Below are 24,781 nucleotides of genomic sequence, written 5' to 3' on the forward strand. Positions count from 1 at the left end.
GCGCTCTCGGCCCTTACTATTTAGTACGTGAGCGAGAAGCACTACGACATTGCGGTAGTCGGCGGAGGCCCGGCCGGGTCATCCGCGGCCTGGCAAGCCGCCCGCACGGGCGCCAGCGTGGTTCTCGTCGATAAGGCCGAATTCCCGCGGGATAAGCCGTGCGGCGACGGTCTGACCGCCCGCGCGGTGAGCTACCTACAGAAAATGGGCCTGGCCCAAGAGGTCGCCCAGTTCCATCGCGTCGATGGTGTGCGCGTGGACAGCGGCAGCGTCTGGGAACTCACCTTCCCCAAGCGTCCCGGTATGCCCGATCACGGACATGTGGTGCGCCGCCCTGAGCTGGACACCCTGCTGCTCAAGCACGCCGAGTCCGCAGGCGTAGAAGTGCGCCAGTCCACCGAGGCAGTGGCCCCAATCGGCGACGGCGACCTGGTCAAGGGCATCGAAGTCAAAACCGCGAATGGATCTCGCGAGACCATCTCGGCCGACGCGGTGATTGTCGCCGACGGCGCCTACTCCCCCATCAAGCGCGCGATGAACCTCGACTCCGAGGTCAAGGGATACACCGCGATTGCGATCCGGGCCGAGATGGAAGCCAACCGCGAAGACTCCAACATGCTCGACATCGACCTGCGGCTGCACCACAACAACGACGCGCTGATCGGATACGGCTGGGTTTTCCCACTCGGCGCCGGACGCATCAACATCGGCATCGGGTACGTCAACAGCTACAAGAAGTGGCAGGACGTCAACGCCGCGCAGGTGCTCGATACCTACATGAAGAAGCTGCCCAGGGAGTGGGAGCTGCCCGACCTGGCCGAGCTGCGCAAGAACAAGGGTGTGCGCGCCTGGCGCCTGCCCATGGGATTCACCGCGTGGCCGCCCTGGCGTCCCGGCGTGCTGTTCGCCGGCGACGCGCTGGGCGCGGGTAAGCCGGTCAGTGGCGCCGGCATCTCCAAGGCCCTCGAATCCGGTTTGGCGGCAGGCGAATGTGCGGTGGCGGCGTTGCAGAACGCCGGGCCACAGGACTTCACCAACTACCAGCAGCGGATGAACGATGCCTGGGGCCGGGAGTACCGCCGCGGGCGGATCATGCACCGCGCGCTGGGCAATCCGTGGCTGTGCGACAAGGGCATCAAGCTGATGGACAACGCGACCTTCCGCGACAACATGCTCAAGGCCTTGTACAAGCGGGCTCAGGGCCCCGGTCACAAGCACTGATTCGCCGTGTGGTCGATCCGGCGGCGCGAGATGGTGCTCGCCACTGGACTATCCACGGTCGCGGGGTTTCTCGATGCGATTGGGTTCGTGCATCTGGGCGGGTACTTCCTGTCTTTCATGAGCGGGAACACGACCAGGATGGCGGCATCAACCGCCACCCAGCACTGGGAATCCGCGTACAAGGCAGCCGGTTTGATCGGCATGTTCTTCATCGGGGTGATGGTCGGTGCGGTCGCATCACGCATCAGTGGCCAACATGAACGGGTCGCCGTCCTGGCGGTTGCCTCAAGCACCGTGGCGGCGGCGGCGATCACCCAGGAATTAGGCGCGGGCGTCGCGGCGCTGCTCCTGACGGCACTCGCGATGGGCTCCATGAACTCGGTTTTCCAGCGCTCCGGCGAAGTCCAGGTGGGCCTCACCTACATCACCGGCACGGTGGTCAAGGCCGGGCAGCGACTCGTCGATGCGTTCTTCGGCGGCCCTCGGTGGGTGTGGCTGCGCTACATCACGCTCTGGGCGGGCCTGACCGTCGGCGCCGTCCTGGGTGCAGCGACCTACCACCGCATCGGACTCAACGCACTGTGGATTGGCCTGGCGCTGCTGCTCATCGCCACTATCACCACGTGGTTGGTGCGCCGTTCCAGCCCTGCGGTTTTAGATCCGGACCAGATCTAGCACCCGCTCGACACGAGCCACATCTCCATCGACCGTCAAGTGTGACAATGGAACCCGGTGCCATAGCGCCAGCAGTAGGTCAGACGTCGACGCCGTAATCGTGGCGTCCGGTTCCGCGTCGTCGTCCACGATGCCGATGCCGTCAGCATCGGCACGCAACAGCCAGGAGCCGCCGGCGTCGTTGGCGTGCAGAAGTATTCGCGCTCCCAGTAGGTCCTCCGGGGTGCCGCCGTCACGCCCGATACGCCTGGGTGTGAAGAGCTCCGACCACTCGCTGATGCCATCGGCCGCGAGGGTCGCGTCGATGGGGTCGGCGTCCCAGCCCCGGTATGCGTGCTCGATGTCCCAGCGGTGCACCGCCACCTCGTTGGCCTGCCGGCGATACCAGAACCGCACCGGCCGCTCACCGAACGGCGACTTCGTGGGGGTATCGAGATCTTTCGAGGTCAATGCGGAGACCAGATTGGCTGCGCGGTCGGCATACCAACCGATGACGGCCTCCCCCGTCGGCGCGTCCGGGTCGACATCTGTGTACGGAATCTTTTGACCGATAACGACTCCCACGGCCCAGCGGTGCACTCCGCCGAGATGGGCGACCACATCGCGTGCTGCCCAGCCGGGACAGGACGGCGCTTCCCGGTCCAGATGCTCGGGCCGGGTGGCGGTGACCGCCGCAATCCCCGATCGCAACGCCTCTAGCCACTCATCGGGTGTCATACGGCAGTCATACCAGCATCCAGTAAGTACCGAGACCCGAGTCCGCTCAATTGACCGAACAGATGCGGTGCTACGGGTTTCGCGCGACATGATCGTCATCGCGTGCCGACGCCGTACAAGCCACTACGCATGCACGTTCACGTACTGAACAACAACCCGCGCGGCGGGGCTACCTCGTTACCCCGATCGCCGAACAGACACGATCAGTAGAGTCGTAACGTGCCTTTTTTCGATGCAGAGAACACCAGCCTGTACTACGAGGAACAGGGCTCGGGACATCCCATCCTGTTGCTTGCGCCCGGTGGCCTGCGCTCATCGATTCCCTACTGGGAACGCGTCGCATGGAACCCCATCCAAGAACTCTCCGCTCACTACCGCGTCATCACGATGGATCAACGCAACGCAGGCCAGTCCTCGGCCCCGGTCACCGGCCGGGAGACCTGGGCGACCTACGCGGCCGACCAGCTGAGCCTGCTTGATCACCTGGGCATCGACCGCTTCCACGTCCTGGGCATGTGCATCGGTGGCTCGTTCATCGCCAAACTCGCCACCACCGCCCCCGAACGGATCACCGCCGCGGTGGTGGCTCAGACCATCGGCCAGGACGACAATCTCGCCACATTTCGGGAGATATTCGACGAGTGGTCGACAGGTCTGGTGTCCACGCACCCCGAAGCCGACGACACCGCATGGCAGAAATATTGGAATGCGTTGTTCATCAACGACAATCGAGTCTTCAGTGTGCCCGACACGGAACTAAGGGATATCCGGGTTCCGTTGCTCGTCCTCAACGGTGACGACAGGTTCCATCCCGCGATCGCCAGTCGCGCACTTGTGGACGCCGTACCGGATGCGCAGTTCATCGAACGATGGAAAGAGACCGACGAGCTTCCTGCTGCTCGAGAAGCGGTGTCTGAGTTCCTGAAACGACATACCCCGGCCTAACCGGCGCACACCACTTTCCTCGGTGTCAGCGCCGACCGCGCTCGGTTCGCCCCGGCTTGCGGGCGACCTTTCCCGCAGTGGCGCGGGCGGCCTGCTTGGCCAGTGTCTTTTCTCGGGCGGTACGTTTCGGCGCCGGTTCGGCCTGCCCCCGCGATGAACCTGGCTTGCGACCGCGCACAATGCCGATGAACTCCTCGACCAGCGCCGACTGCACGCCCTCCGGAAAGGCAAGCGCCACCGGACACGTGGGCGCGTCGGTGACCGGACGGTACGTGAGGTCCTTACGGTGATAAAGCCGCGCCAAGGACTGCGGGACGATGAGCGCGCCCAGCCCCGCCGCAACGAGTTCTATTGCGTCCTCAGTGGTCTCGGGTCGATGATCCACCGGGCTGCCGGGAGCGTCGTCCCAGTTCAGCACATCGTCGAGGGGTACCAGCGTCGGCTCGCCATCGAGATCCGCAGCGGTGATGGCGTCGGCAGCACTGAGGTGGTGATCGGCCGGCACCACAGCCACCGTTGTCTCCTCGTAGAGAGGGATCACCGCCAGCCCGGCTGAATCGGACGGCGGTCGTAGCAGTGCCACATCGACGGTGCCGGCCCGCACCGCGTCCGCCGCGTCGGCTGCGGCAACCGCTCGCAACTGCAGCGGGACCTCGGGATAACGCTCTGCCCAGATACGGGCCCACTTCGCAGGCGTCCCGCCGGGGACGTACCCGAGAGTGAGCGAGGGCGAGGTCACCGCATCAGGCTACCGATAGGCTGAAGCCATGAGCAGGCCGAACGCGCAGTCCATGAAACCCGCCACCGCGGCGAAGAAGTTGGACGTGTACTTACAGGCGACCCCTGCGGAGTTCCAGGAGAACCCGATCACCCGCGCCGAGCTGGCCGCCCTGCAGGCGGACCCGCCCGAGTGGCTCAAAGACCTCCGTAAGCATGGGCCGCACCCGAAGAACCTGGTGGCGGCCAAGCTGGGCGTCTCGATTTCCGGTCTCACCCGCGGGGGTGTCGAGGGCGCGCTGACCACCGAGCAGATCGATCAGCTGCTCGAGGAGAAGCCGCCCTGGCTGATCGCCGAACGCGAGAGCTACCAAGAGGTGCTACGCGAACAGCGACGCGTGAAGGCGCTGCGCGCAGACAAGGCCCGCTGATCCGTTAGAGATCAACGGCTCGTCGGCTACTGGTTCAGCGGCAGTTGCGCGATGATCGGGCCCGTCGGCGAGGTCGAACCGCTGCCCTTCTCGACAGAGAATGCCAATACGGTGGAGTTGTTGAGGTGGGGTATGACCGCTGTGGTCGACGGTGCGACGGCCTGAGTGTCCATGGTTCCCGCCGACTCCGGCCCGCGGTCGCCGATCAGCCACATTTGGTAAACAGTGCCCGGTTGTGGTGGTGCGACATTGTTCATCACCAACACCGCCGTGTTCTTCTGCCGCGAGTAGACGACCGTCACGGTACCACCGGTCGGGATGGAGCCGCTGACTGTGCGCACATCGGTTGCGGTGAAGACCTGCTGCGCGGATGGTGGCGGGGGCCGCAGGATGGTGCCGATCCCAGCCGCCGCGAGACCGATGGCAGTGGCGGCCGCAACCGCGACCAAGGGCGCTCTCCAGCGGTTGATATCTTTTGCCCCGGAATCTCTTTGGATGTCCCGGGCCACAATCTTGAGCAGTCGCGGGCGCAGCCGAGCCGGAGGTTCGACCGCGGTACTTGCCGCCAGGGACGCCATAGTTTCCCGTGTGGCACGCACTTCCTGGGTAAAAGACAGCGTTTGTTCGGTCGCTCCGGCTGACAGCCAACGATCGATGTGGTCTCGTTCATCGTCGGGCAGTGCATGCAGTGCGTATGGGGTGGCGGCAGTGATGAGGTCGTTGGGTTCGGTCATGATGTCCCCAGGCATCGGCGCAGCGCCTTGATCGCGTCACGCATACGAGACTTGATAGTTGCCAGATTAGCGGCAAGCCGTTGTGAGACTTGGTTATAAGTCAAACCGTCATAGTAGGCCAGATGTAGGCACTGGCGTTGTGTATCCGTGAGTGTGTCGAGGCATTCGGTCACTTGCCGCTGCTCTTCGTTACGGATCACCGATTCGGTGACCTCGTCGGCGGCGCGCTCGATAGTGGCGGCGCCATAGCGCGACTCGCGGTCGGCTGCGGATTGCTCCGAACGCACACGATCGATGGCGCGGCGATGAGCCAAGGTCATGATCCAGGCCAGAGGCGATCCGGCAGTCGGGTCATAGCTTTGGGCTGAACGCCAGATCTGTAGGTAGATCTCTTGCGTTGTCTCCTCGCTATAGCCGGGGTCCCGTAGTACCCGCAGCACCAGCCCGTATACACGCGAGCGGGTGTGATCGTAGAGAGCGGCGAATGCCGCGGAATCACGGTCGGCGACATTACGCAAGAGGGTATCCAGGTCGCCAGTCACGCCCGTGAGCCTAAACGCATCGCGGAGAATGTTCATGGCGATTGGCGTTTCGGGGGACGTGGCAGGATAAATGAGACCCGGCGTTGGTAGTCGGCGAATCCGGGCCGACCGGCCATTGCCTTCTCAGTGCGGCGGCCTCCGGTGGCGTAAACCAGGAAGTAGGTCATCAGCACCGGGTAAGGCACCGTTGCCAACGATTGCCAGCCAGTGATGGTGATCAACCACAGCCCCCACCACACGCAGGCATCGCCAAAATAGTTCGGGTGCCGAGTCCAGGCCCAAAGGCCCTGCTCCATGATCTTGCCCTTGTTGGCCGGGTCCTGTTTGAAACGGCGCAGCTGATAATCACCCACCGCTTCGAAAATCATTCCAAGAAGCCATAACCCGATACCGACGGCTACCACGGGGCGCAGCGACTCGGGGGTCGGCCCTTCGACAGCCGAGCGTTGGACGGGCAGGGATACCAGCCACGTGGCAGCGGCCTGGATGATGAAGATCTTGCGCAACACATGCGGCACCGAGAAGTCGCCACCAAGCAGGTCACGATACCGCGGATCTTCGCCTTTCCCAGCCGACTTCACCCACATGTGCCACGAGAGTCGGCCCCCCCATATCCCGACGAGCGCGAGCAGCAGAACTTGGCGCTGCCGGTCACCGTCACCGAACGCGGTGCACACCACGGCCACCGCGATGAACCCTAGGCCCCACGCCACGTCGACCACGTTGTAACGGCCTATGCGGTAGCCGATCAGGAACGTGACACTGTGCACGGCCACGACAGCGCACAGCGAGCACACCATCACGGTGAAGAAGTTCATTGTTGACCTCGCTGGAAAATCCATTGGTGGACATCGAGATACCCGGACCGGAACCCCGCCTCCGAGTAGGCCAGATACAGCTGCCACATTCGGTAGAACGCGTCGTCGAATCCCAGCGCCAGCACGCTCTCGCGCCGGGCCGCGAGCTGCTGACTCCATAACCGCAGTGTTTCGGCGTAGTGCGGCCGCAGGGACATTGTCTCGATGGTCCGCAAATGCGTGTTATCAGTGGTCGTTTCGGTGATTGCCCGCACCGAGGGAAGCAGGCCGCCCGGGAAAATGTACTTCTGTATCCAGGTGTGGGTGTTGCGACTGGCCAGCATCCGCTCGTGGGGCATGGTGATGGTTTGAAGGGCCAGCCGGCCGCCCGGTCTGAGCAATCGGTCGATGTTTTGGAAGTATGTTGTCCAGAAATCGAACCCGACCGCTTCGAGCATCTCTATCGACACGATGGCGTCATAGTGGCCTTGAACATCTCGATAGTCGCACAGCTCTACCTGTACTCGGTCGGATAGCCCGGCAGCTTTTACCCGCCGCAGAGCCAGTTTCTGTTGCTCGCTCGACAACGTGACCGACCGCACGTGCGCTCCGCGAGCAGCGGCCGATAAGCACAATTGCCCCCAACCCGTACCGATCTCGAGAACCCGGGTGCCGGGACCTACCTGTGCGTGGTCCAGCAAGCGGTCGATCTTGCGGTGTTGGGCATCCGCCAGGATCGCCGTTGAGCCCGGGATGTGGTCGAACAGCGCACACGAGTAGGTCAGTGTCTCGTCCAGGAACAGGGAGAAAAAGTCGTTCGACAGGTCATAGTGATGCGCAACATTGCGCTGGGCCTGTGGTGGCTCGTTGCGCTGAGCTTGCGGGACGCGCGGCACGGCGAGATGCCGGAAGCGTTGCAAGACGGGGGGAATCAACTCCCCCATCGATGCCGCCCATGGAGTGAGAAAGCCCGCCAGATCGTCGCAGTCCCAGTCTCCGTTCGTGTAGGCCTCGCCGAATCCGATCAACCCGGATCGACCCAGACGTCGTGCCAGTGCCGTCGGCCGTCGAACTCTCATGGTGGGCAGGGACGTATCTGCTGCCCCTACGACGGACCCGTCCGGGTACACCACCCGCACCGGGAGCCGCGCGGCCGCACGGCGCAGCAGCTTGTCGGCTACTACCGCTCGTGCCGCTGCCAGCGGCCCGGATGGAACCGGTGCGATATCCAGCTGGCGATGCGCTCTGATTTCACGCGCATCGGGGGTGGCGCTGTCGAGATGACCGTTCACGCTACCCATTCCCTCTCGCGTGTAGGCGTGCGCTTCACCACTGGTAACCCTTTCAGCCACAGCCTGATCCCTTCCTTACGGATGGCCAGCGCACCCATTAGTGGCGCCAGGGGCGCAACGGCCTGCAACCACAACAGTTCCCCGACCCCGGCCCGGCGCCGAGTGCCGTGCACCGCGGCGAAGAACGGCTGCTGGCCGCTGCGCTGCAGCGAGATACTGATGTTCAATGTGTTGCCGGGGCGGGCAGCCCGAACCCGGTATCGCCCGTCGACACCGTTGAACGGGGATACGTAAAGCTGTTTGTCCACTGTGGAATTGGTGGTTGGAGGTAGCAGATATGCGTGCCGTCCGCCATAGGTGTTATGGACCTCGGCAATGATGTGGGCGAGATTGCCGTGGCGATCATGGCACCAGTACAGGCTCAGTGGGTTGAAGACGTGACCCAACACCCGTGCCTGCAGCAGCGCGGTGACCGTACCGCCGCCCAGTTCTACCCCGTGCGCGGCCAAGAATCGATCCACACGTTGGCGCAGTGTGTCGTCAACATCGCCCCGGAAATGGTCCCGTGCTTGGAAATTGGCGAAGGCACGCAGACCGAAGGGCAGGCGCGGCGGCTTGTCGATATCGATGTACCAGCAGTAGCCACGATAGGTGAACCGGTGCGTCACCGGTGAACGCCGCACATGGATGATCCGGGTGCGGTACAGGCAGGGAACCATCGTCGCCGAATTCATCGCGCTCCCACGCGATGCTCGCGCTTGGCGGCCGCACCGACCGGCCAGTCCCGGCCCAGTGCTTGTGCGGCACGTAGGCCCGCGGCGGCACCGTCCTCATGGAAACCCCATCCATGGTACGCACCGGCGAACGCGATACGGCCGTCGTTGAGACTTGGCAGTCTGCGTTGGGCGGCAACAGATTGCGGCGTATAGACCGGGTGCTGGTAGGTCATTTCGGCAAGCACCGCCCCGGAGTCTACGAGATGCTCGCCACCGAGGGTGACCAGAAACCTGCGCGGACCGGGCAGTCTCATCAACCGGGTGATGTCATACGTCACCACGACGCCCTGGGGACCTCCGCCACACAGGTAGTTCCACGACGCACGGGCACGGGGATGTCGCGGTAACAGTGACTCGTCGGTATGTAGTTGTGCGGAATTGCTCACGTAACCAATGGCTCCCAGCACCGCGCGCTCGGCAGCGGTCGACTGCGCCAGCAGGGCCAGCGCCTGATCGGGATGCGTCGCGACGACGGCGGCATCAAACACCTTCGGCGGATGCCCCGCAGCTGTCACCACCACACCCTCGGAAATCCGTCTGACTTCGGCGACAGGGGAATCGGTGAATGCCTCGTGTAGGCCGCGCACCACCGCGTCGACATACGTGCGCGAGCCCCCTACCACTGTTTTCCACTGCGGCGACCCGAATACCGACAGCATGCCGTGATGGTCCAGGAACCTGAACAGGTACTGCGCCGGGTACGCCATGGCCTGCCCGGGCGGGCACGACCACACGGCGGCCACCAGTGGTGTCAGGAAGCGGTCGAGGAAGAACTGTGAGAAACCCAGCTGCCGAACAAAATCCCCGAGACTCAGGGCATTGTCGTCTGCATCGGGGGCAGCGAGCAATCGGCGGGCATGGCGATGAAAGCGCTTGATCTCTGCCAGCATCCACAGATAGCGAGGATTCGCTGTCGCGGGCGAAGCAAAGAGGCCGCGCACGCCCTTTGCACCCGCGTATTCCAGCCCAGTGCTGCCATCGCGCACCGACATCGACATATCCGTGTCAGAGGTGGCGATACCGAGTTCGTCGAACAATCGACACAGTGTGGGGTAGGTCCGGTCGTTGTGCACCAAGAACGCGGTGTCGACCGCGGTCAGCGCGCCTTGGCCCGCATCGACGAACTGAGTGTGGGCGTGTCCCCCGAAACGCCCATCGGCCTCGTACAACGAGACGTGGTCGTAGGCAGAGAGCACGTGAGCTGCGGTTAGTCCGGCCACCCCACTGCCGATGACGGCGACGGACCGTGACCCGTCGGCGCCAGATATTGCACTCACACCCCGTATTCGGAGTAAACCTGCCCGCGGATGGGTACTGCCTCCATCGGGCGGCGTCTCGGCGCGGTCCAGCTTTTGCGCCACCGACCCATCCGGAGAACGTTTGGCACCGAATTATCACCAAGCCGCACAGACATGCCCTCAGAGTGCGGCCCTTCCCGTGCGCCCGCGGGAGGAAGGCCAGCAGGTAGACGTTCCCCCGTACCGCCTACGAAAGGTTCCGCCCAGATGTCAGACTCACCGCGGCTTCGCCCACACTTCGCCGATGTTCAGGCTCATTACGACCTGTCAGACGATTTCTTCCGTCCTTTTCTCGACCCGACCCAGACATATAGCTGCGCCTACTTCGAACGCGACGATATGACTCTTCAGGAGGCTCAAATCGCCAAGATCGACCTGGCGTTGGGCAAGCTGCACCTGGAGCCCGGGATGACGCTGCTGGATGTGGGGTGCGGTTGGGGTGCCACCCTCAATCGCGCACTGGAAAAGTACGACGTCAACGTCATCGGTTTGACTCTGAGCAAAAATCAGAAGGCGCACGTCGAGAAGCTTTTGGCGGCGTCCTCGAGCACCCGGTCAAAGAGCGTCCAGCTGCACGGGTGGGAAGAGTTCGACGGCAAGGTCGATCGGATCGTGTCGATCGGCGCATTCGAACATTTCGGCTTTGACCGCTACGACGACTTTTTCAGGTTCGCCTACAACGCGCTGCCTGACGACGGCGTCATGCTGCTGCACACCATCACCGGGTTGCACCCCAACGAAATCACCGCCAAGGGTCTGCCGCTGAGTTTCGAGCTGGCACGCTTCATCAAATTCATAATCACCGAGATCTTCCCTGGCGGTCGCCTCCCCACCATCGAGATGGTGCGAGAGCATGCCGAGCGGGCGGGCTTCACCTGCACGCGAGTACACCAACTGCAGCAGCACTACGCCAAGACCCTGGACCTGTGGGCGGCAGCACTCAAGGAACACAAGGATGAGGCCATCGCCATCCAGGATGAGGTTGTCTACGAGCGTTACATGAAGTACCTCACCGGATGTGCGAACTACTTCCGCATCGGCTACATCGACGTCGCCCAATTCACCCTCCCGAAGCTGCACATCCCGTATCTCGAGAAGTAGCGATCGTCGAAAGGAGCAAGAAATTGAGTGCCATCGTGCCGCTGTGGACTCTGGGGGCCGAACTACTCAAAGCCGCGGGCAATATCGTCGGAATCCGTTCGGGGACCGAAGAACCGCGGTACTCGTCACGGCCTCTGACCGCTTCGGTGCAGATCAGGCAGTACAGCAGCCGAATCGCGGCAGAAACCACCGTCTTGGCCGATGACGACCGGGCACGCAGCGAGGGTTTTCGCCGCCTTGCGGGTTACATTTTCGGCAAGAACCACAGACAGGCCAAGATCGCCATGACCGCACCAGTAGCCCAACAAAACGACACCATCGCCATGACGGCCCCAGTAAGCCAACTGTCAAGTCCAACTGGCGGTTCAATAATCCGGTTTTACATGCCGGCGAAATGGACGCTGGCAAGCCTGCCCACTCCGGGCGATGAGAGCATCCGGCTCACCGAAGTGCCTGCCGAGACGCTCGCGGTGCTGCGCTTCAGCGGTGACCGATCGGTGGCCACCGTCGCCAGACGAACCGATGAGCTGCTTAATACCCTGCGCAACAAAAACATAGAGACCTCGGGCGATCCCCAAGCCTGGTTCTACGACCCGCCGTGGACACTCTCGTGCGCTCGACGCAACGAGATTGCCGTCCCCATCCACACACGGGGCGACGACGGCTTCTGAGGGACCACGCAGAGGACGGCGGAACTAGACTTCCCGTGATCGGAGACTTATGGGTATCAGTGGCTCGGTGATTGTCGACGCGTCCGTCGAGGACGTGTTCGCCTGGTACTCCAGGCCGGGCGCGTTCAATCGCTTGGCGGCACCGTGGGCGCCGGTCGAGGTGCGTACCGAAGCCGCCTCGCTGCGCGACGGGACTGCTGTATTGGATTTACCGGGAGGCTTGCGCTGGGTCGCCCGGCACGATCAGAAAGCGTTCCTGCCCGGCCGGCGATTCGTCGACGAAGGAGTTGCGACGGGACTGCGATCGGCGGTCAGTGGTGTGTTGCCCTGGCGGCATATTCACGAGTTCGAGCCCGTCGGCGATAGCAGCACGCGGGTGCGCGACACGATCGAAACTCCCATTCCGGAGCGCCTTCTCGCCGACCTCATCGCATATCGCCACCGGCAACTCACCTGGGATCTGGCGGCACATCGGAGGGCCGCCGACCACGGAATAAACGCCTTGACGGTGGCTGTTACCGGCGCAACCGGCTTAGTGGGCACCGCACTTACCGCGTTCCTCAGCACCGGTGGACACCGCGTGATTCGCCTAGTCCGCGGAGAGCCGAAGAGTCCTACGGAGCGAAATTGGGAGCCAGACAATCCCGACCCGGCCGCGCTCGAGGGCGTTGATGCCGTTATCCATCTGGCGGGTGCCACCATCGCCGGACGCTTCACCCAGCGGCACAAAGAGCTGATCGCCTCAAGCCGAATCGAGCCCACGCGCCTGCTTTCCCGAGCCGCCGCATCCGCAGGTGTCGGTACCTTCGTGAGCGCCTCAGCGGTGGGGTACTACGGGAAGAACCGAGACGACGAAACGCTCACCGAGACAAGCCCTCCCCCGCCGACGGCAGACTTTCTTTCCAACGTGGTGGCTCGTTGGGAGCAGGCAGCGTTAGCCGGCGAGGGTGCCGAGACCCGCGTTGTCACTGTCCGCACCGGCATAGTTCAGTCACCACGCGGCGGAACGCTCAAGCTTCTGCTCCCGCTCTTCCGGGCCGGTTTGGGCGGACGCCTGGGCTCCGGCACCCAGTGGTTGCCCTGGATCGGCATCGACGACTTGGTGGACATCTATCATCGCTGCCTGTGGGACCTTTCGCTATCGGGCCCCGTTAACGCCGTGGCGCCCGGCGTGGTTCGCAACATCGACTACACGCGCGCACTGGCCCAGGCGGTCCACCGCCCGGCCGTCGTACCAGTGCCTGCCTTCGGCCCTGCGCTCCTACTCGGACGCGAGGGCGCCGATGAACTCGCGATGGCAAGTCAGCGTGTCTCTCCGGCAACGCTATTGGACCGTCAGCATGTTTTCCGCACGCACAATATCGGCCCCGCCCTGGGGCATCTCTTGGGAAGCCCGATCGGTTCGTGACCGTTATCTGGTGGGCCCGCCGCGACTTGCGGTTGGCCGACAATCCCGCGCTCCGGGCTGCGGCCGCGAGCGGTGATGTGCTTGCCGTCTTTGTCCTGGACCCGCAGTTGCTTGGTAGCGCAGCACGCCCGCGGGATGCGTGGCTTGCCGCCAGCGTTGTTGACCTTGATCAACAGCTCGATGGACGGCTCTGCCTCTGTTCCGGTGCGCCGGAACAGGTCCTGGTAGAGCTGGCTGAACGTGTCGGCGCAAGTGAAGTGCACGTGGCCCGGGAGACGACCCCCTTCGGCAGGCGCCGAGATACGTCGGTATCGGCCGCGCTGGCCAAGATCGGTGTGGACTGGATCGAGACGGGCTCGCCCTACGCAGTGACGCCGGGCCGAATCACTAAATCAGACGGGTCTGCGTATCGGGTGTTCACCGCGTTCGAACGCGCCTGGCGCGAGCACCACTGGCCGCGCCCCGCCCAGCTGAACACCAGCCCTCCCTGGGCGAAGCCTCCCAAGTCCGCACAATCAGGCCCCGCTCGGTCGTTACTCGCCGAGCTCGCCCAAAGCTGCAGCATCACTTTGCCTCCCGCAGGTGAAGGTGCGGCCCGCGCGCGGTGGGAACACTTCCTCAAACACGAGCTGACCGGGTATGCCGTCGGTCGTGACCGCGCCGACGTGGACGCCACATCCAAGATCTCGCCCTACCTCAAAGTCGGGGCGATCCACCCCCGCACATTGCTTGCCGACCTGGCAGCCATCACAGGCCAGGACGCCGCCAAATTCAGGTCGGAGCTCGCCTGGCGAGACTTCTATGCCGACGTGCTGTACCACCAGCCGCAATCCGCGCACGCCGACTTGACCGATGCCCTAGCGCATTTGACCTATACCGAACCCGGCGAGGGCTTCACGGCCTGGCAACGCGGGGAAACCGGATACCCATTGGTGGATGCCGGCATGCGGCAACTACTTGCCGAAGGGTGGATGCATAACCGAGTACGGATGGTCACCGCGAGCTTCCTCACCAAGGATCTCCACATCTGGTGGCCACATGGAGCCAAGCACTTCATGAACCATCTCATCGACGCCGATAGCGCATCCAACACACACGGCTGGCAATGGGTCGCGGGAACGGGCACCGATGCGGCGCCGTACTTCCGAGTCTTCAACCCCACGGCTCAAGCGCAAAAGTTCGACCCGAACGGCGAATACATCCGCAGACACATCCCGGAACTACGGCACCTGCCCGGAGCCTCGGCCATCACACCCTGGAAACACCCCGACGGCCATGCGCGCGGGTACCCGACACCCATCCTCGATCACGCAGAGGAACGGAACATCGCGCTGCACCGTTACCGGTCCAGGCAAGACCACTAGCTATTCAGCTGCCACACCGAGAAATTCAGCACCGCCGCGAACGTCGTCCATGCCACATAGGGAAGCAACAAGATTGCGGCCCAACGGCTTCGGTTCCAGAAAAGCACCACCGTTGCGGCAACAAATCCCCATAGCACCAGGATCTCGATGAATGCCACTCCCCGCCAGCCAAGTCCAAAGAACAGCGGTGTCCACGCCATGTTCAGGACGAGCTGTACGCCGTACACAATCAGCGGCACACGGTTTTCCTGTGATGGCTCTGACCGCCATACCAGCCAGGCCGATATCGCCATCAATACATACAGCGCCGTCCATACGGGACCAAAAAGGTAGGCCGGTGGCGCCCAACCAGGTTGTTGCAGGCGCCCATAGGTGTCCGCAGCGCGCGTCGCGGCTGCGCCGCCAACTCCCGCGGCGACGGTCACCGCAATGACAGAAACGGCGAGCGCAGCCCACTCCCTGGGCCAGCGGCGCGAAATCCCCTGAGTCATATCGACATAGTAGACAGAATTCGCACGTCGGTAATGCTCTACTCCGATCTCGGTCCAACATCGCCGGACGTCCTCGCCCGGGTACGTGCCCGTGGTTCTGAAACCCATCAACACTCAAGCGGAGACGTCGGGATAATGAGGTCTGGCAAGCAGCTAAGGCAGCGGCCATAGTCGAAGCGCTGGCTGTCTTCAACGGCGGTCGAAACATTCTCCACGCGGCTTTGAAGGTAGAAAGCCGAAGATAATCGGCATCAGGGATCCGATGTAGGGCAAGATCGCTAGGAGCGCCATCCACCCGGAAAAGTCGGCGTCGTGGAGCCTGCGGACCATCAGCGCCCAGGCCGGAATCGCCCATACCAGCATGAATCCGATGAGCACGGTCACGCCCATACGCTCAAGCGAGCTCTCTGTCCCGAGGGCCACTCCACATACAAGAAGGCCTGCGGCCGCAGTTTGTGCCAGCATGACCCACCAGTACTCGCTGCGCGACGCTCGACCAGAGAAGCGGGCGTAACTACGGAAGAACCGAGTCATCGCCTGACCAAATGTTGCCCCGTACAAGGGGAGGGCCAAATCGCGTGGATCGGTCGCGCCGAGGAGTTTGGAGACTTCCTGGCGATTCGTCTTGGACGGCGACGATTCGGCGTGTGTCATCGGTGCCTCTGTTGATTAGTCGGGTTCGGTGGGACTACATGCCTTCGTGGCGGAATGAGAATCGGCCGCTCGAAGGCCTCGGTTCTCACCTTGGCCGTTTCCGCTACTTCATGCCCTCAAACGGGTTCCATGACCGGCTGCCCTTGATCTGGTCAAGGTAATAGGAGTAGTTCGCCGTCATCATCAGCACTCCCCCAAGTCCAGCGCTGGCGGCCTGATACATCGTCTCGGACGCATCGACCGCGAGCAGAACGGTACCGATCGCCAACGTGAGTATCAGGATAGTGAAGCCCTTGCGCCACATACCCTTAACGAAGAAGTAGATGGGACCGAAGAAGAACGCCAATATATTGCAGCCGAGCATTACCCTGGCACCAAAAGGTAGAGCCTTATAGGCCGCGTCAGATTCGGGTGTGGAGCCTGTGCGCCCGTACTGGTCATAGAAATCAAACCGCCACTGCCAAATCGAAACCGACTCGGCAGGATCATCAGCCTGACTCATCTTGACCCCCTCGATCTAGACCACTGAAAATTTCGCATCACTGCATCAGCCTTTGCCGCCCCTAAGTGCGCTCTGCCATATGGGAACCGGCGACCAACGGGGAATTCTGTTGGTGCAGAACAATAGCCTTCGTGAACACATCGAGTTCCGTACGTGGCTGTCATCAAGGTAACCGCAACCGAAACCGGACCAGGGCCTCATCGAGAGACCCTCAACGAAGTGAGGAGCTTGGCGGCGAGAAGCCGGACTTCATCCCATCGAGCATCCAACTGCAGCCCCTCATACGACCACTGGCCGACATCCGGGGCCTCTGACATCGCGATCAGAAGACGATCCACGCCGAGCGCGTACACACCCTGCTGATCAGTTAACGAAAGCCGTTCTGACACAAGCAAAGATTCGAACTCAAGCGCCAGTTCATCAGTTCCCACGCCAAGCTCCTGTAGGTAGCTGATCTGAACTTCCGGCGAAGCTGCCATTCGCGCAACAAGCTCCACGAAACTGTTACGCCAGTTGTCGATGCCTGATGTCATCGGATTACCCCTCCGCGGCCATGAGCGTCGGGCGCTCTGACATTGCGTTAGCCAGTTCGGCCAGACCAGATCTCGGCCAGTACCGATTTGGGTGTGCGCCTGCCGCCACGCCATTGCGCGACAGCTTCTTGTGGCCACACATAGGAAGGGAAGAACAGCGTTGACAGATCCGGGCCGATCAGCACCGAACCCGCGCCTCTGGCCTCGCTTGAGACCACGACGATCCCATCTTCCATGTCATTTGCCCGGGCAGCTGCTGCTTCAAGGGTCCCATTGAGGAGCCCCGCGGCCACACTGAGTTTCTCGTCACGGGTTGCCACATGGGAGTGGCGTCCTACCGTTTCCGAGGGTAACTGCCAAAGCAAAGCGAACTCTTCGACCGGTGTACGTTGTCCGCTGCGCCAGTATTCGAGCGCATCGTTGCCGTCATTGAACGGCGGTACGAACATGGTTGAAAGATCGGGAGCGACCACCACGGCACCAACTTTAGGCAGTGGACTTTCGATCAAGATCAAACCAGACTCAAGGTCTTGAGCGGTCTGCTCCGCCGCATCGATGCCAATGTTCATGCACTGAGCACCGACCGCGATCTGCTGCTCTCTACTCACCCTAATCACCCTTTGCCTGCCAAGACGCCCATGTCCCAGTGTGTGACCGGGGCCCCTGGCGCATCCATGTTAGGCGGCCAACCAAATATTTTCCCCACCTGACCATCTATCGCCCACACGTTCTGGCCATCGTAATACGCGTTAAACCAGTGCCCTGCAACCCCGTTGGCGCGATCTACCCCAACGATCGTGTGTGCTCCCGGCCCCTGCTTAATGAGGTTCCGTGCAATCTGATCCGGGCTCATCGACACCTGTTTGAACCCCGTCGCCGCCTCCATCTCGGAAATCGAGAGTGTGCCCAGGCCAGCCGTTGCATCAGGCGCGTGGCCTGACAACCGGTGTTCAATCGCTAGCGCACAGTTGCCGCAATTCACTGCACGCCCTGGCGTCGATATTCCGGGACTATTGATCTGCTTCAGCCAACCACCGATCTCCTCGACGCTCGCCACACCAGGTCTTGCGGCCCGTACTGCCGCGCCTTCGCCACCAAAAGGAAGCGTGGCTATGACTGGAGCTGCTTGCCCTGCCTCAACCCCGAAGCCGTATGCAAGGCTGGGCGCATCCTTGATCTGCTCGACGCTGTGAACAGTCGAACCCACAGGGCCGTCCGCGAGTCTCCCAAGTAGACTTCGCCACGCATCCGGCATCGCATCGACGCCCTTCTCGCCCTGGCCTCCAAGGTCGCGTATCCCTTCGAATAGGCCATCCCAGCCCTCCTTGAACCCATCAGCAAATCCTGGTGCTGGCTGCCTAGTCGTCGGTGCCTGCCCCCAAGAAACAACCGGCTTTTGCTTCGACAAAAGCTCAGCCATCTTGTTGATCTGGGCATCAACGGTTTCGGGCGGCAGCTTCTGATCCAATAGGTACTGGCGTGCGTGGTCCAAAAGCGCTTTGCCCTCAGTACTGCTGGGGTCCAGCGGCATCGAGACGCTCGGCGATGTCGATGGTGTCGGCGGCTTCCAGGTGTCCCGAACGCCAGGCAACATGGCCATACTGCCTGCAGCAGGGTTCGGCGTGGACGGCGTTGGTGTGCTGGCGGCCTGCGCCGTGTTCAGGGCCTGCAGCGGTGCCGGGAATGCCGAAGCTTCCAGCGGTGAGAGTGGCTTAGAGGTTGAGGTCTGGTTGGCGGTCTTCGGTGTGGAAGGGTTGGACGGTTGAGGCGGCTGCTGGGGTGCCTGAGTGGTGGTGCTATCGAGCGCCTGCACGCTCGATGACGATTGCGACGGCACAGTTGGCGGTGTGGGTGGTTTGGGGACGTCGGTGGGTCCGTTGACGGCGGTCGCCGTCCCCGACAACGCATCCGTAGCACCGGAGGTGTCGGGCATGCCGGAGGCGCCGAGGCTAGAGACGGTGTTGACGACACCGGACACCTGGGAGATGCCGCCTGCGACTTGGCCAGTGAGGTCGGCGACCTGGCCACCGGCCTGGGTGAGCTGCTGGATCTGCTCGGCCTGAGGTTTGAGTTGCGGGTTCACGTCGGCGGCCAGTTGTGCGCCCTGCCCGGCCTCATTGAGCCATGTCGAGGCAATCGAAGCCCCGGAGCCCACGGCGTCCGCTGTATCGCTGATACCCCCAGACACCCCTTGTACCAACGCAACAGCGTCCATGGGGTTGACTGCACCGGACTGCGCCGACGACGCGAGCGAAGCCCCAGCTTGGGCAGCGGACCCGAAGTTCTGTGCCGCTGATCCCGCCGATTGACCCAGATTCACACTGTCGGAGACGGTATTGGAGATATCTCCAGGCAGGGACTGCCCCAACTGCGCGCCGTCTTGCGCGAGCGCCTGAGTGTCCGGACCCTGCTCCTGCTGTTGGTCGGGCTGAGACTGGTCGTCCTGCTTGCGGCGGCGCGTGGACGCCGCCCCCATCAACAACGCCGACAGGTCATTATTGCCTGATTGGTCGTCCTGATCCTGCTGGTCTTTGTCGTCCTGCTTCTTATCCTTGGACGGCGCTTTGGGGAGTTTCTCGTTGCCGCTCTGCTTCTGCTGTCCCTGCTGTTGCAGCTGCTTAGTCAGATCATCAATGCGCTGCCGATCCTGACCGGACTGCTGCTGCTTCTCCTGCAGCTGACGCGTCAGGTCATCGATCTTCTGCTGATCCGGCTGATCCGGTGACTGGTTCGGCTGCTGCCCCGCATCTTGTTGCGGCGGCTGCTGCTGCTGAGGTGCCTGCTGCACGCCCTGCTGCGGTTGTTGGGCTGGCTGCTGCCCGCCCTGGTTCGGTTGGCCGCCTTGCGATCCCGGATTGGCCTGTCCGCCGTTGAAATCTGGATTCGGCTTACCTGGTCCTTGGGTGTACGGCGTCGCGTTCTGATAATCCGGAATCTGAGTACCGTGTGCGGGCTGATCCCATCCCTGCTGAGACCCCTGCTGCCCACTGGATCCGTTCACACCATTGTTGCTGACCGAGGGTGCCTGAGTGTTATAGATACTGATGCCGCTGTTCTGATCCAGCGGCGCCTGGTTGATACCGCCCTGATAGTCCGGCATCTGCGGCCCACCCTGACTGGGCGGCTGAAACATCTGCCCACCCCCAGGCGGACCATCACTACCACCTGGACCACCACAATCCGGCGGACACGCCGCCCGCGCCTGCGGCACCGTCGCCGGACTAAACCACCCCAAACCCAAACCACTTGCCGAAAACATCAACACCGCAACAACACCCGCGACAGCGCCAGCCTTCTGCGAAGCATCCGTGGCCCACTTCCACAGACCCACAAGGCCTTTCCACCACCCCAGATTCGAACCAACCGCCCACACCAACGTGCCCGCAATCGCCGCCACCGCAGGAAACACATCCGGGCCCGTGATCCACACATACAACCGCGGAGTAATCCCAGCAGTCAGCAGCACCAACCCCAAACCACCACCGATCAAGGCGGCCACCAGGCCCGGATGCCACAGTCCTTCCGGTGCGCGGCGCTTGCCGGTTGCCCGGTCACGCTCAATGAGCAGACCCGAGTCAGCGAGAGCCTCCTTAGCCAGGCCGGTCATATACCTGCCGCCGGTGAACAATGCAGCACCGGCAAGAACCGCCACCAGCATCTGGCCGATTCCCAACGACAACGACCACTGACTCTCACCGGTGAGGTGCTGCCACCAGATGGCGTACCCACCACGGAACGTCCACCACATGCCCAACCCGCCAACGATTACCGCAGCAGCCGCCACGACAGCCAGCAGCGGCTCGGACAGGCGCCCTTTCACCGCGTCAGATAGCGCCGCCGTTACTGGCCTGATGCCCCACATCGCAAGCTTGATCCCACCACCAAGCGCGGTCAAGGCCAGCAGCAACAGCCCGGCCCAGCCAATCAGCTCGGCGGCACTATCACCGCTGCGGTACAGGTGGTGCAGCGCAGCCACCGCACCAACCACCAGGACACCCCCAACAGCGAAAGCTGCCAGTCGGTGCCCGAGGTCAGATCCAGCAGTGCGTCCGGGTTCAAGATCACGCACCGGCAACTTCTGTGTGGTTCCATCGGAACGAGCCTTACCGCGGGCTACCGCCACCGCTGTCAGCTGTTCAGTCGACTCACCATTCCCCGCCACATCGCCTCCGTCGAATCAGCGCAACCCCCTCAAGGACACGACACTACGCCCGTTCGCTCGTCACTGTCCACGCGGGTAGCAAACATCACGCTTCGCGCAGAGACATGCCGATGCGCGAGAAGGACTCAGCAGCGGCAAACGCGTAGACGAAAGACGAGAGCACCTCGCTCCGCAGTTCCAACTGACGTATTGGGAGTCCGAATGAATCCAGTTGTCCCACGCCCACCGCATAGCTCGCAGATGCAGTAAAAGGGCCTACTCATCACTGCCCCACACCAATTCGGAGGCGCTGATATCTCGTCATGCTCCGCGCCGTGTGCTTGTGCCCGGTGCGTGCCACCTGGCGGGCCTAAACTGCCTATCCAGCGCAAGCGCGGATGAGACCTTCGCTGAATAAAGAAGCGGGCCAGGGAGTATTTTCCCTGGCCCGCTTCTTTACCAAAAGTGCTTTACAGCATGCAGGACACGCAGCCCTCGACTTCGGTGCCTTCCAGCGCCATCTGCCGTAGCCGGATGTAGTACAGCGTCTTGATTCCCTTGCGCCATGCGTAGATCTGCGCCTTGTTCACGTCGCGTGTGCTGGCGGTGTCCTTGAAGAACAGCGTCAGCGACAAGCCCTGGTCCACATGCTGTGTGGCCGCGGCATAGGTGTCGATGATCTTCTCGTAACCGATCTCGTACGCGTCCTGGTAGTACTCCAGGTTGTCGTTGGTCAGGTACGGCGCCGGGTAGTAGGCCCGGCCGATCTTGCCTTCCTTACGGATCTCGATCTTCGAAGCCACCGGGTGAATCGACGACGTCGAGTGATTGATGTAGGAGATCGATCCGGTCGGCGGCACCGCCTGCAGGTTCTGGTTGTAGATGCCGTGCTGCTGCACCGACTCCTTCAAGCGCAGCCAATCCTCCTGCGCCGGAATGCGAATCCCGGCATCGGCGAAGAGCTGACGCACCTTCTCGGTCTTCGGCTCCCACACCTGCTCGGTGTACTTGTCGAAGAACTCGCCGCTGGCGTACTTCGACTTCTCGAACCCACCGAAGCTTCTACCCCGCTCGACAGCAATGCGATTCGACGCCTTCAGCGCGTGATACAGCACCGTGTAGAAGTAGATGTTGGTGAAGTCCACGCCCTCTTCGGAGCCGTAGAAGATGCGTTCACGCGCCAGGTAACCGTGCAAGTTCATCTGCCCCAGGCCGATGGCGTGAGAATCGTTGTTGCCCTGCTCGATTGAGGGCACCGACCAGATGTGCGTCTGATCCGATACCGCGGTCAGCGCCCGAATCGACACCTCGATGGTCTGCGCGAAGTCCGGCGAGTCCATGGTCTTGGCGATGTTGAGCGAGCCCAGGTTGCACGAAATGTCCTTGCCCACCTTGGCGTAGGACAGATCGTCGTTGAACAGCGAGGGCGTCGACACCTGCAGGATCTCCGAGCACAGGTTCGAGTGGGTGATCTTGCCTTCGATCGGGTTGGCCCGGTTCACGGTGTCCTCGTACATGATGTACGGGTAACCCGACTCGAACTGCAGCTCGGCGAGGGTCTGGAAGAATTCGCGCGCCTTGATCTTCGTCTTGCGGATCTGGCCGTTATCGACCATCTCGTAATACTTTTCAGTGACGTTGATGTCGGCGAACGGCACGCCGTAGGTGCGCTCGACGTCGTAAGGCGAGAACAGGTACATGTCCTCGTTCTTCTTGGCCAGCTCGAAGGTGATGTCCGGGATCACCACACCCAGCGAGAGCGTCTTGATGCGGATCTTCTCGTCGGCGTTCTCGCGCTTGGTGTCCAGGAAGCGGTAGATGTCCGGGTGGTGCGCGTGCAAGTACACCGCACCGGCACCCTGGCGGGCACCGAGCTGATTGGCATAGGAAAACGAGTCCTCCAACAGCTTCATGATCGGGATGACGCCCGAGCTCTGGTTCTCGATGTTCTTGATCGGTGCACCATGCTCACGAATGTTGGTGAGCAGCAAGGCCACACCGCCACCGCGCTTAGACAGCTGCAGCGCCGAGTTGATGGAACGCCCGATGGACTCCATGTTGTCCTCGATGCGCAGCAGGAAGCAGGACACCGGCTCGCCGCGCTGCTTCTTGCCCGAGTTGAGGAACGTCGGGGTGGCCGGCTGGAAGCGTCCGTCGATGATCTCGTCGACGAGCTTCTCGGCCAGCTGCAGATCACCGGAGGCCAGAGTCAGCGCCACCATGACCACGCGATCTTCGAAGCGCTCCAGGTAGCGCTTTCCGTCAAAAGTCTTCAGCGTGTAGGAGGTGTAGTACTTGAACGCGCCGAGGAAGGTCGGGAACCGGAACTTCTTGGCGTAGGCCCGATCCAGCAGCGACTTCACAAAGTTGCGCGAGTACTGGTCGAGCACCTCGCGCTCGTAGTACTCCTTCTCGATCAGGTAGTCGAGCTTTTCGTCCTGATTGTGGAAGAAGACCGTGTTCTGGTTGACGTGCTGCAGGAAGTACTGCCGGGCCGCCGCGGCATCCTTGTCGAACTGGATCTTGCCGTCTGCGTCATACAGATTGAGCATGGCGTTGAGGGCGTGATAGTCCAGCTCGCCGTGAGCCGAGCCGTGCGCAGAGGTCACAGGTTCTGCAGTTGTCGCGGTTGGCGCCACGGTGTGTCCTTCCAGAATTCGTCGAGTCCAGCCAGCACCTGCTGCACGTCTTCAGCGGTGCCCATGAGTTCAAAGCGGTACAGATATGGCACGTCACACTTGGCTGAGATGACCTTGCCCGCGTAGCAGTACTCCGCGCCGAAATTGGTGTTGCCGGCCGCGATGACCCCGCGGATCAGGGACCGGTTGTGTTCGTTGTTGAGAAATTTGATGACTTGCTTGGGGACGTATCCCCCGGCCTGGCTGGGCACCGGATGCCCGCCGCCGTAAGTCGGCAGGATCAGGACGTAGGGGTCGTCGACCTGGATATCGCCACGCAGCGGGATCCGGGTGGCGGGAACACCCAGCTTCTGGACGAAGCGGTGGGTGTTCTCCGACACGCTGGAGAAATAGACCAGATGGGCCATGCCCGGCTCCCGTACTACTTACTACTTATTAGGCAGAGACTGCGACTGCGCCCGCGAGCGCCTTGATGCGGTCCGGACGGAAACCCGACCAGTGATCGTCACCGGCCACCACCACGGGCGCCTGCAGGTAGCCGAGCGCCATCACGTAATCGCGCGCCTCGGGGACCTCGGTGATGTCCACGATGTTGTACTCGATGCCCTGCTTGTCGAGGGCCTTGTACGTCGCGTTGCACTGTACGCAGGCGGGCTTGGTGTAGACGGTGATGCTCATGCGTAGCTCCTCAGCGAATCGATCATAGACATCTCAACAAAGTTTTCAGCAGTCCAGCACCCGGGAAAATTCCACGCCGCCCGTGGTGGCTGAGCGCCGGGATAAGCCAGAAGATCTGGCGAAAATCCGGGCCGGGCGGCCCGGAGTGGTTCCCGGCCTTTCGGTGTTCCAGACACTACACCTAGTGTCCGACAATCGGAACCCATACAAGATGTTCTGAACAACATTCGTGAAATTCCCTGGTCGTGAGACCTGACACCCCTGAAATTCCGGCGTGTCGTAACCATGGCGTGTCCAGGCCTTCGGAGATGGCTGGAACATATGTGGTGTCTACCACCGGGCACCGACACCGGCTAGCAGATCGACTACCGCCGGGCAAACCTTTTCGCCTGGCGAGTCTGTGGAAACTGTGGAGTTCTGTGGACGAATCTGGGGACAGATCCCGATCTAGCGG

At 62.3% G+C, this 24,781-nt stretch carries 25 protein-coding genes; 8 read left to right on the forward strand and 17 right to left on the reverse strand.

The annotated features are described in order from the left end of the window. Positions 1 to 27 precede the first annotated feature (27 nt). Both BB28_RS16885 and BB28_RS16890 read left to right on the forward strand, forming a co-directional pair. Positions 28 to 1,221 carry a geranylgeranyl reductase family protein gene (locus BB28_RS16885; protein WP_046254329.1) on the forward strand — a complete coding sequence of 398 codons (1,194 nt, stop codon included), beginning with the start codon at positions 28 to 30 and terminating at the stop codon, positions 1,219 to 1,221. A gap of 30 nt (positions 1,222 to 1,251) precedes the next feature. Then, complete coding sequence (locus tag BB28_RS16890; protein ID WP_046255925.1) at positions 1,252 to 1,896, forward strand: YoaK family protein; 645 nt, start codon at positions 1,252 to 1,254, stop codon at positions 1,894 to 1,896. Here BB28_RS16890 and BB28_RS16895 read toward each other — a convergent pair. Then, positions 1,876 to 2,613 carry a maleylpyruvate isomerase family mycothiol-dependent enzyme gene (locus BB28_RS16895; protein WP_046254330.1) on the reverse strand — a complete coding sequence of 246 codons (738 nt, stop codon included), beginning with the start codon at positions 2,611 to 2,613 and terminating at the stop codon, positions 1,876 to 1,878. The two genes, BB28_RS16890 and BB28_RS16895, sit on opposite strands and share 21 nt — an antisense overlap. Positions 2,614 to 2,832: 219 nt before the next feature. On the opposite strand from BB28_RS16895, the gene BB28_RS16900 reads away from it, so the two are divergent. Continuing rightward, positions 2,833 to 3,558: an alpha/beta fold hydrolase gene (locus BB28_RS16900; RefSeq protein ID WP_046254331.1), complete on the forward strand. Its 726-nt coding sequence runs from the start codon at positions 2,833 to 2,835 to the stop codon at positions 3,556 to 3,558. 25 nt (positions 3,559 to 3,583) lie between these two features. Here BB28_RS16900 and BB28_RS16905 read toward each other — a convergent pair whose 3' ends face one another. Continuing rightward, positions 3,584 to 4,297 (reverse strand): LysR family substrate-binding domain-containing protein, encoded by a 714-nt coding sequence (locus tag BB28_RS16905; protein ID WP_046254332.1) that lies wholly within the window; start codon positions 4,295 to 4,297, stop codon positions 3,584 to 3,586. Between the two features lie 28 nt (positions 4,298 to 4,325). Here BB28_RS16905 and BB28_RS16910 point away from each other — a divergent pair, with 28 nt between their 5' ends. After that, entirely contained in the window at positions 4,326 to 4,706 is a 381-nt protein-coding gene (locus BB28_RS16910; protein ID WP_030097092.1) for a DUF5997 family protein, read from the forward strand. A gap of 26 nt (positions 4,707 to 4,732) precedes the next feature. On the opposite strand, the gene BB28_RS16915 is transcribed toward BB28_RS16910, so the two are convergent. From BB28_RS16915 to BB28_RS16940, 6 genes are read right to left on the reverse strand one after another with little or no spacing between them, the layout of a single operon-like run. Further along, a complete protein-coding gene (locus BB28_RS16915; RefSeq protein ID WP_046254333.1) occupies positions 4,733 to 5,440 on the reverse strand; it encodes an anti-sigma factor in 708 nt (235 codons plus the stop codon). Further along, on the reverse strand, positions 5,437 to 6,018 hold the full coding sequence (locus tag BB28_RS16920; RefSeq protein ID WP_046254334.1) for a sigma-70 family RNA polymerase sigma factor: 582 nt from the start codon (positions 6,016 to 6,018) through the stop codon (positions 5,437 to 5,439). The genes BB28_RS16915 and BB28_RS16920 overlap by 4 nt, the downstream gene beginning before the upstream one ends. Continuing rightward, positions 6,015 to 6,800, reverse strand: a complete 786-nt coding sequence (locus BB28_RS16925; protein ID WP_046254335.1) for a DUF1295 domain-containing protein — start codon at positions 6,798 to 6,800, stop codon at positions 6,015 to 6,017. Before BB28_RS16925 ends, BB28_RS16920 begins: the two co-directional genes overlap by 4 nt. Further along, positions 6,797 to 8,071 (reverse strand): class I SAM-dependent methyltransferase, encoded by a 1,275-nt coding sequence (locus BB28_RS16930; protein ID WP_046255926.1) that lies wholly within the window; start codon positions 8,069 to 8,071, stop codon positions 6,797 to 6,799. Before BB28_RS16930 ends, BB28_RS16925 begins: the two co-directional genes overlap by 4 nt. Next, on the reverse strand, positions 8,068 to 8,805 hold the full coding sequence (locus BB28_RS16935; protein WP_046254336.1) for a DUF1365 domain-containing protein: 738 nt from the start codon (positions 8,803 to 8,805) through the stop codon (positions 8,068 to 8,070). Before BB28_RS16935 ends, BB28_RS16930 begins: the two co-directional genes overlap by 4 nt. Continuing rightward, complete coding sequence (locus tag BB28_RS16940; RefSeq protein WP_419894528.1) at positions 8,802 to 10,115, reverse strand: NAD(P)/FAD-dependent oxidoreductase; 1,314 nt, start codon at positions 10,113 to 10,115, stop codon at positions 8,802 to 8,804. Before BB28_RS16940 ends, BB28_RS16935 begins: the two co-directional genes overlap by 4 nt. Positions 10,116 to 10,352: 237 nt before the next feature. On the opposite strand from BB28_RS16940, the gene BB28_RS16945 reads away from it, so the two are divergent. The 4 genes from BB28_RS16945 to BB28_RS16960 are packed head-to-tail and all read left to right on the forward strand — an operon-like array spanning position 10,353 to position 14,689. After that, positions 10,353 to 11,246: a cyclopropane mycolic acid synthase family methyltransferase gene (locus BB28_RS16945; RefSeq protein WP_046254338.1), complete on the forward strand. Its 894-nt coding sequence runs from the start codon at positions 10,353 to 10,355 to the stop codon at positions 11,244 to 11,246. A gap of 23 nt (positions 11,247 to 11,269) precedes the next feature. Next, positions 11,270 to 11,917 (forward strand): SOUL family heme-binding protein, encoded by a 648-nt coding sequence (locus tag BB28_RS16950; protein ID WP_046254339.1) that lies wholly within the window; start codon positions 11,270 to 11,272, stop codon positions 11,915 to 11,917. Positions 11,918 to 11,966: 49 nt separating this feature from the next. Continuing rightward, entirely contained in the window at positions 11,967 to 13,325 is a 1,359-nt protein-coding gene (locus tag BB28_RS16955; protein ID WP_046254340.1) for a TIGR01777 family oxidoreductase, read from the forward strand. Continuing rightward, the gene (locus BB28_RS16960) at positions 13,322 to 14,689 is read left to right on the forward strand and encodes a cryptochrome/photolyase family protein (RefSeq protein WP_046254341.1); all 1,368 of its coding nucleotides are present in this window, start codon (positions 13,322 to 13,324) and stop codon (positions 14,687 to 14,689) included. Before BB28_RS16955 ends, BB28_RS16960 begins: the two co-directional genes overlap by 4 nt. Here the strand turns inward: BB28_RS16960 and BB28_RS16965 are convergent. The 9 genes from BB28_RS16965 to BB28_RS17005 all read right to left on the reverse strand — a co-directional run bounded on the left by BB28_RS16965 (position 14,686) and on the right by BB28_RS17005 (position 24,327). Next, positions 14,686 to 15,180 (reverse strand): TspO/MBR family protein, encoded by a 495-nt coding sequence (locus tag BB28_RS16965; RefSeq protein ID WP_046255927.1) that lies wholly within the window; start codon positions 15,178 to 15,180, stop codon positions 14,686 to 14,688. The genes BB28_RS16960 and BB28_RS16965 overlap by 4 nt on opposite strands. 189 nt (positions 15,181 to 15,369) lie before the next feature. Further along, positions 15,370 to 15,834 (reverse strand): DUF805 domain-containing protein, encoded by a 465-nt coding sequence (locus tag BB28_RS16970; RefSeq protein ID WP_046254342.1) that lies wholly within the window; start codon positions 15,832 to 15,834, stop codon positions 15,370 to 15,372. A gap of 103 nt (positions 15,835 to 15,937) precedes the next feature. Continuing rightward, positions 15,938 to 16,336 (reverse strand): DUF2628 domain-containing protein, encoded by a 399-nt coding sequence (locus BB28_RS16975; RefSeq protein WP_046254343.1) that lies wholly within the window; start codon positions 16,334 to 16,336, stop codon positions 15,938 to 15,940. A 197-nt stretch (positions 16,337 to 16,533) separates the two neighbouring features. Then, on the reverse strand, positions 16,534 to 16,869 hold the full coding sequence (locus BB28_RS16980) for a hypothetical protein (RefSeq protein WP_046254344.1): 336 nt from the start codon (positions 16,867 to 16,869) through the stop codon (positions 16,534 to 16,536). A 47-nt stretch (positions 16,870 to 16,916) separates the two neighbouring features. After that, positions 16,917 to 17,477 carry a hypothetical protein gene (locus tag BB28_RS16985; protein ID WP_046254345.1) on the reverse strand — a complete coding sequence of 187 codons (561 nt, stop codon included), beginning with the start codon at positions 17,475 to 17,477 and terminating at the stop codon, positions 16,917 to 16,919. Positions 17,478 to 17,482: 5 nt separating this feature from the next. Beyond that, on the reverse strand, positions 17,483 to 20,944 hold the full coding sequence (locus BB28_RS24665; RefSeq protein WP_419952943.1) for a toxin glutamine deamidase domain-containing protein: 3,462 nt from the start codon (positions 20,942 to 20,944) through the stop codon (positions 17,483 to 17,485). A gap of 536 nt (positions 20,945 to 21,480) precedes the next feature. Continuing rightward, positions 21,481 to 23,562: a class 1b ribonucleoside-diphosphate reductase subunit alpha gene (gene nrdE, locus BB28_RS16995; protein WP_046255929.1), complete on the reverse strand. Its 2,082-nt coding sequence runs from the start codon at positions 23,560 to 23,562 to the stop codon at positions 21,481 to 21,483. Between the two features lie 53 nt (positions 23,563 to 23,615). Next, positions 23,616 to 24,056: a class Ib ribonucleoside-diphosphate reductase assembly flavoprotein NrdI gene (gene nrdI / locus BB28_RS17000; protein ID WP_046254346.1), complete on the reverse strand. Its 441-nt coding sequence runs from the start codon at positions 24,054 to 24,056 to the stop codon at positions 23,616 to 23,618. A gap of 28 nt (positions 24,057 to 24,084) precedes the next feature. Further along, positions 24,085 to 24,327: a redoxin NrdH gene (locus BB28_RS17005; protein ID WP_046254347.1), complete on the reverse strand. Its 243-nt coding sequence runs from the start codon at positions 24,325 to 24,327 to the stop codon at positions 24,085 to 24,087. Positions 24,328 to 24,781 lie beyond the last annotated feature (454 nt).

It is taken from the genome of Mycobacteroides chelonae CCUG 47445 (assembly GCF_001632805.1).
In the GTDB taxonomy this organism is placed as follows: domain Bacteria; phylum Actinomycetota; class Actinomycetes; order Mycobacteriales; family Mycobacteriaceae; genus Mycobacterium; species Mycobacterium chelonae.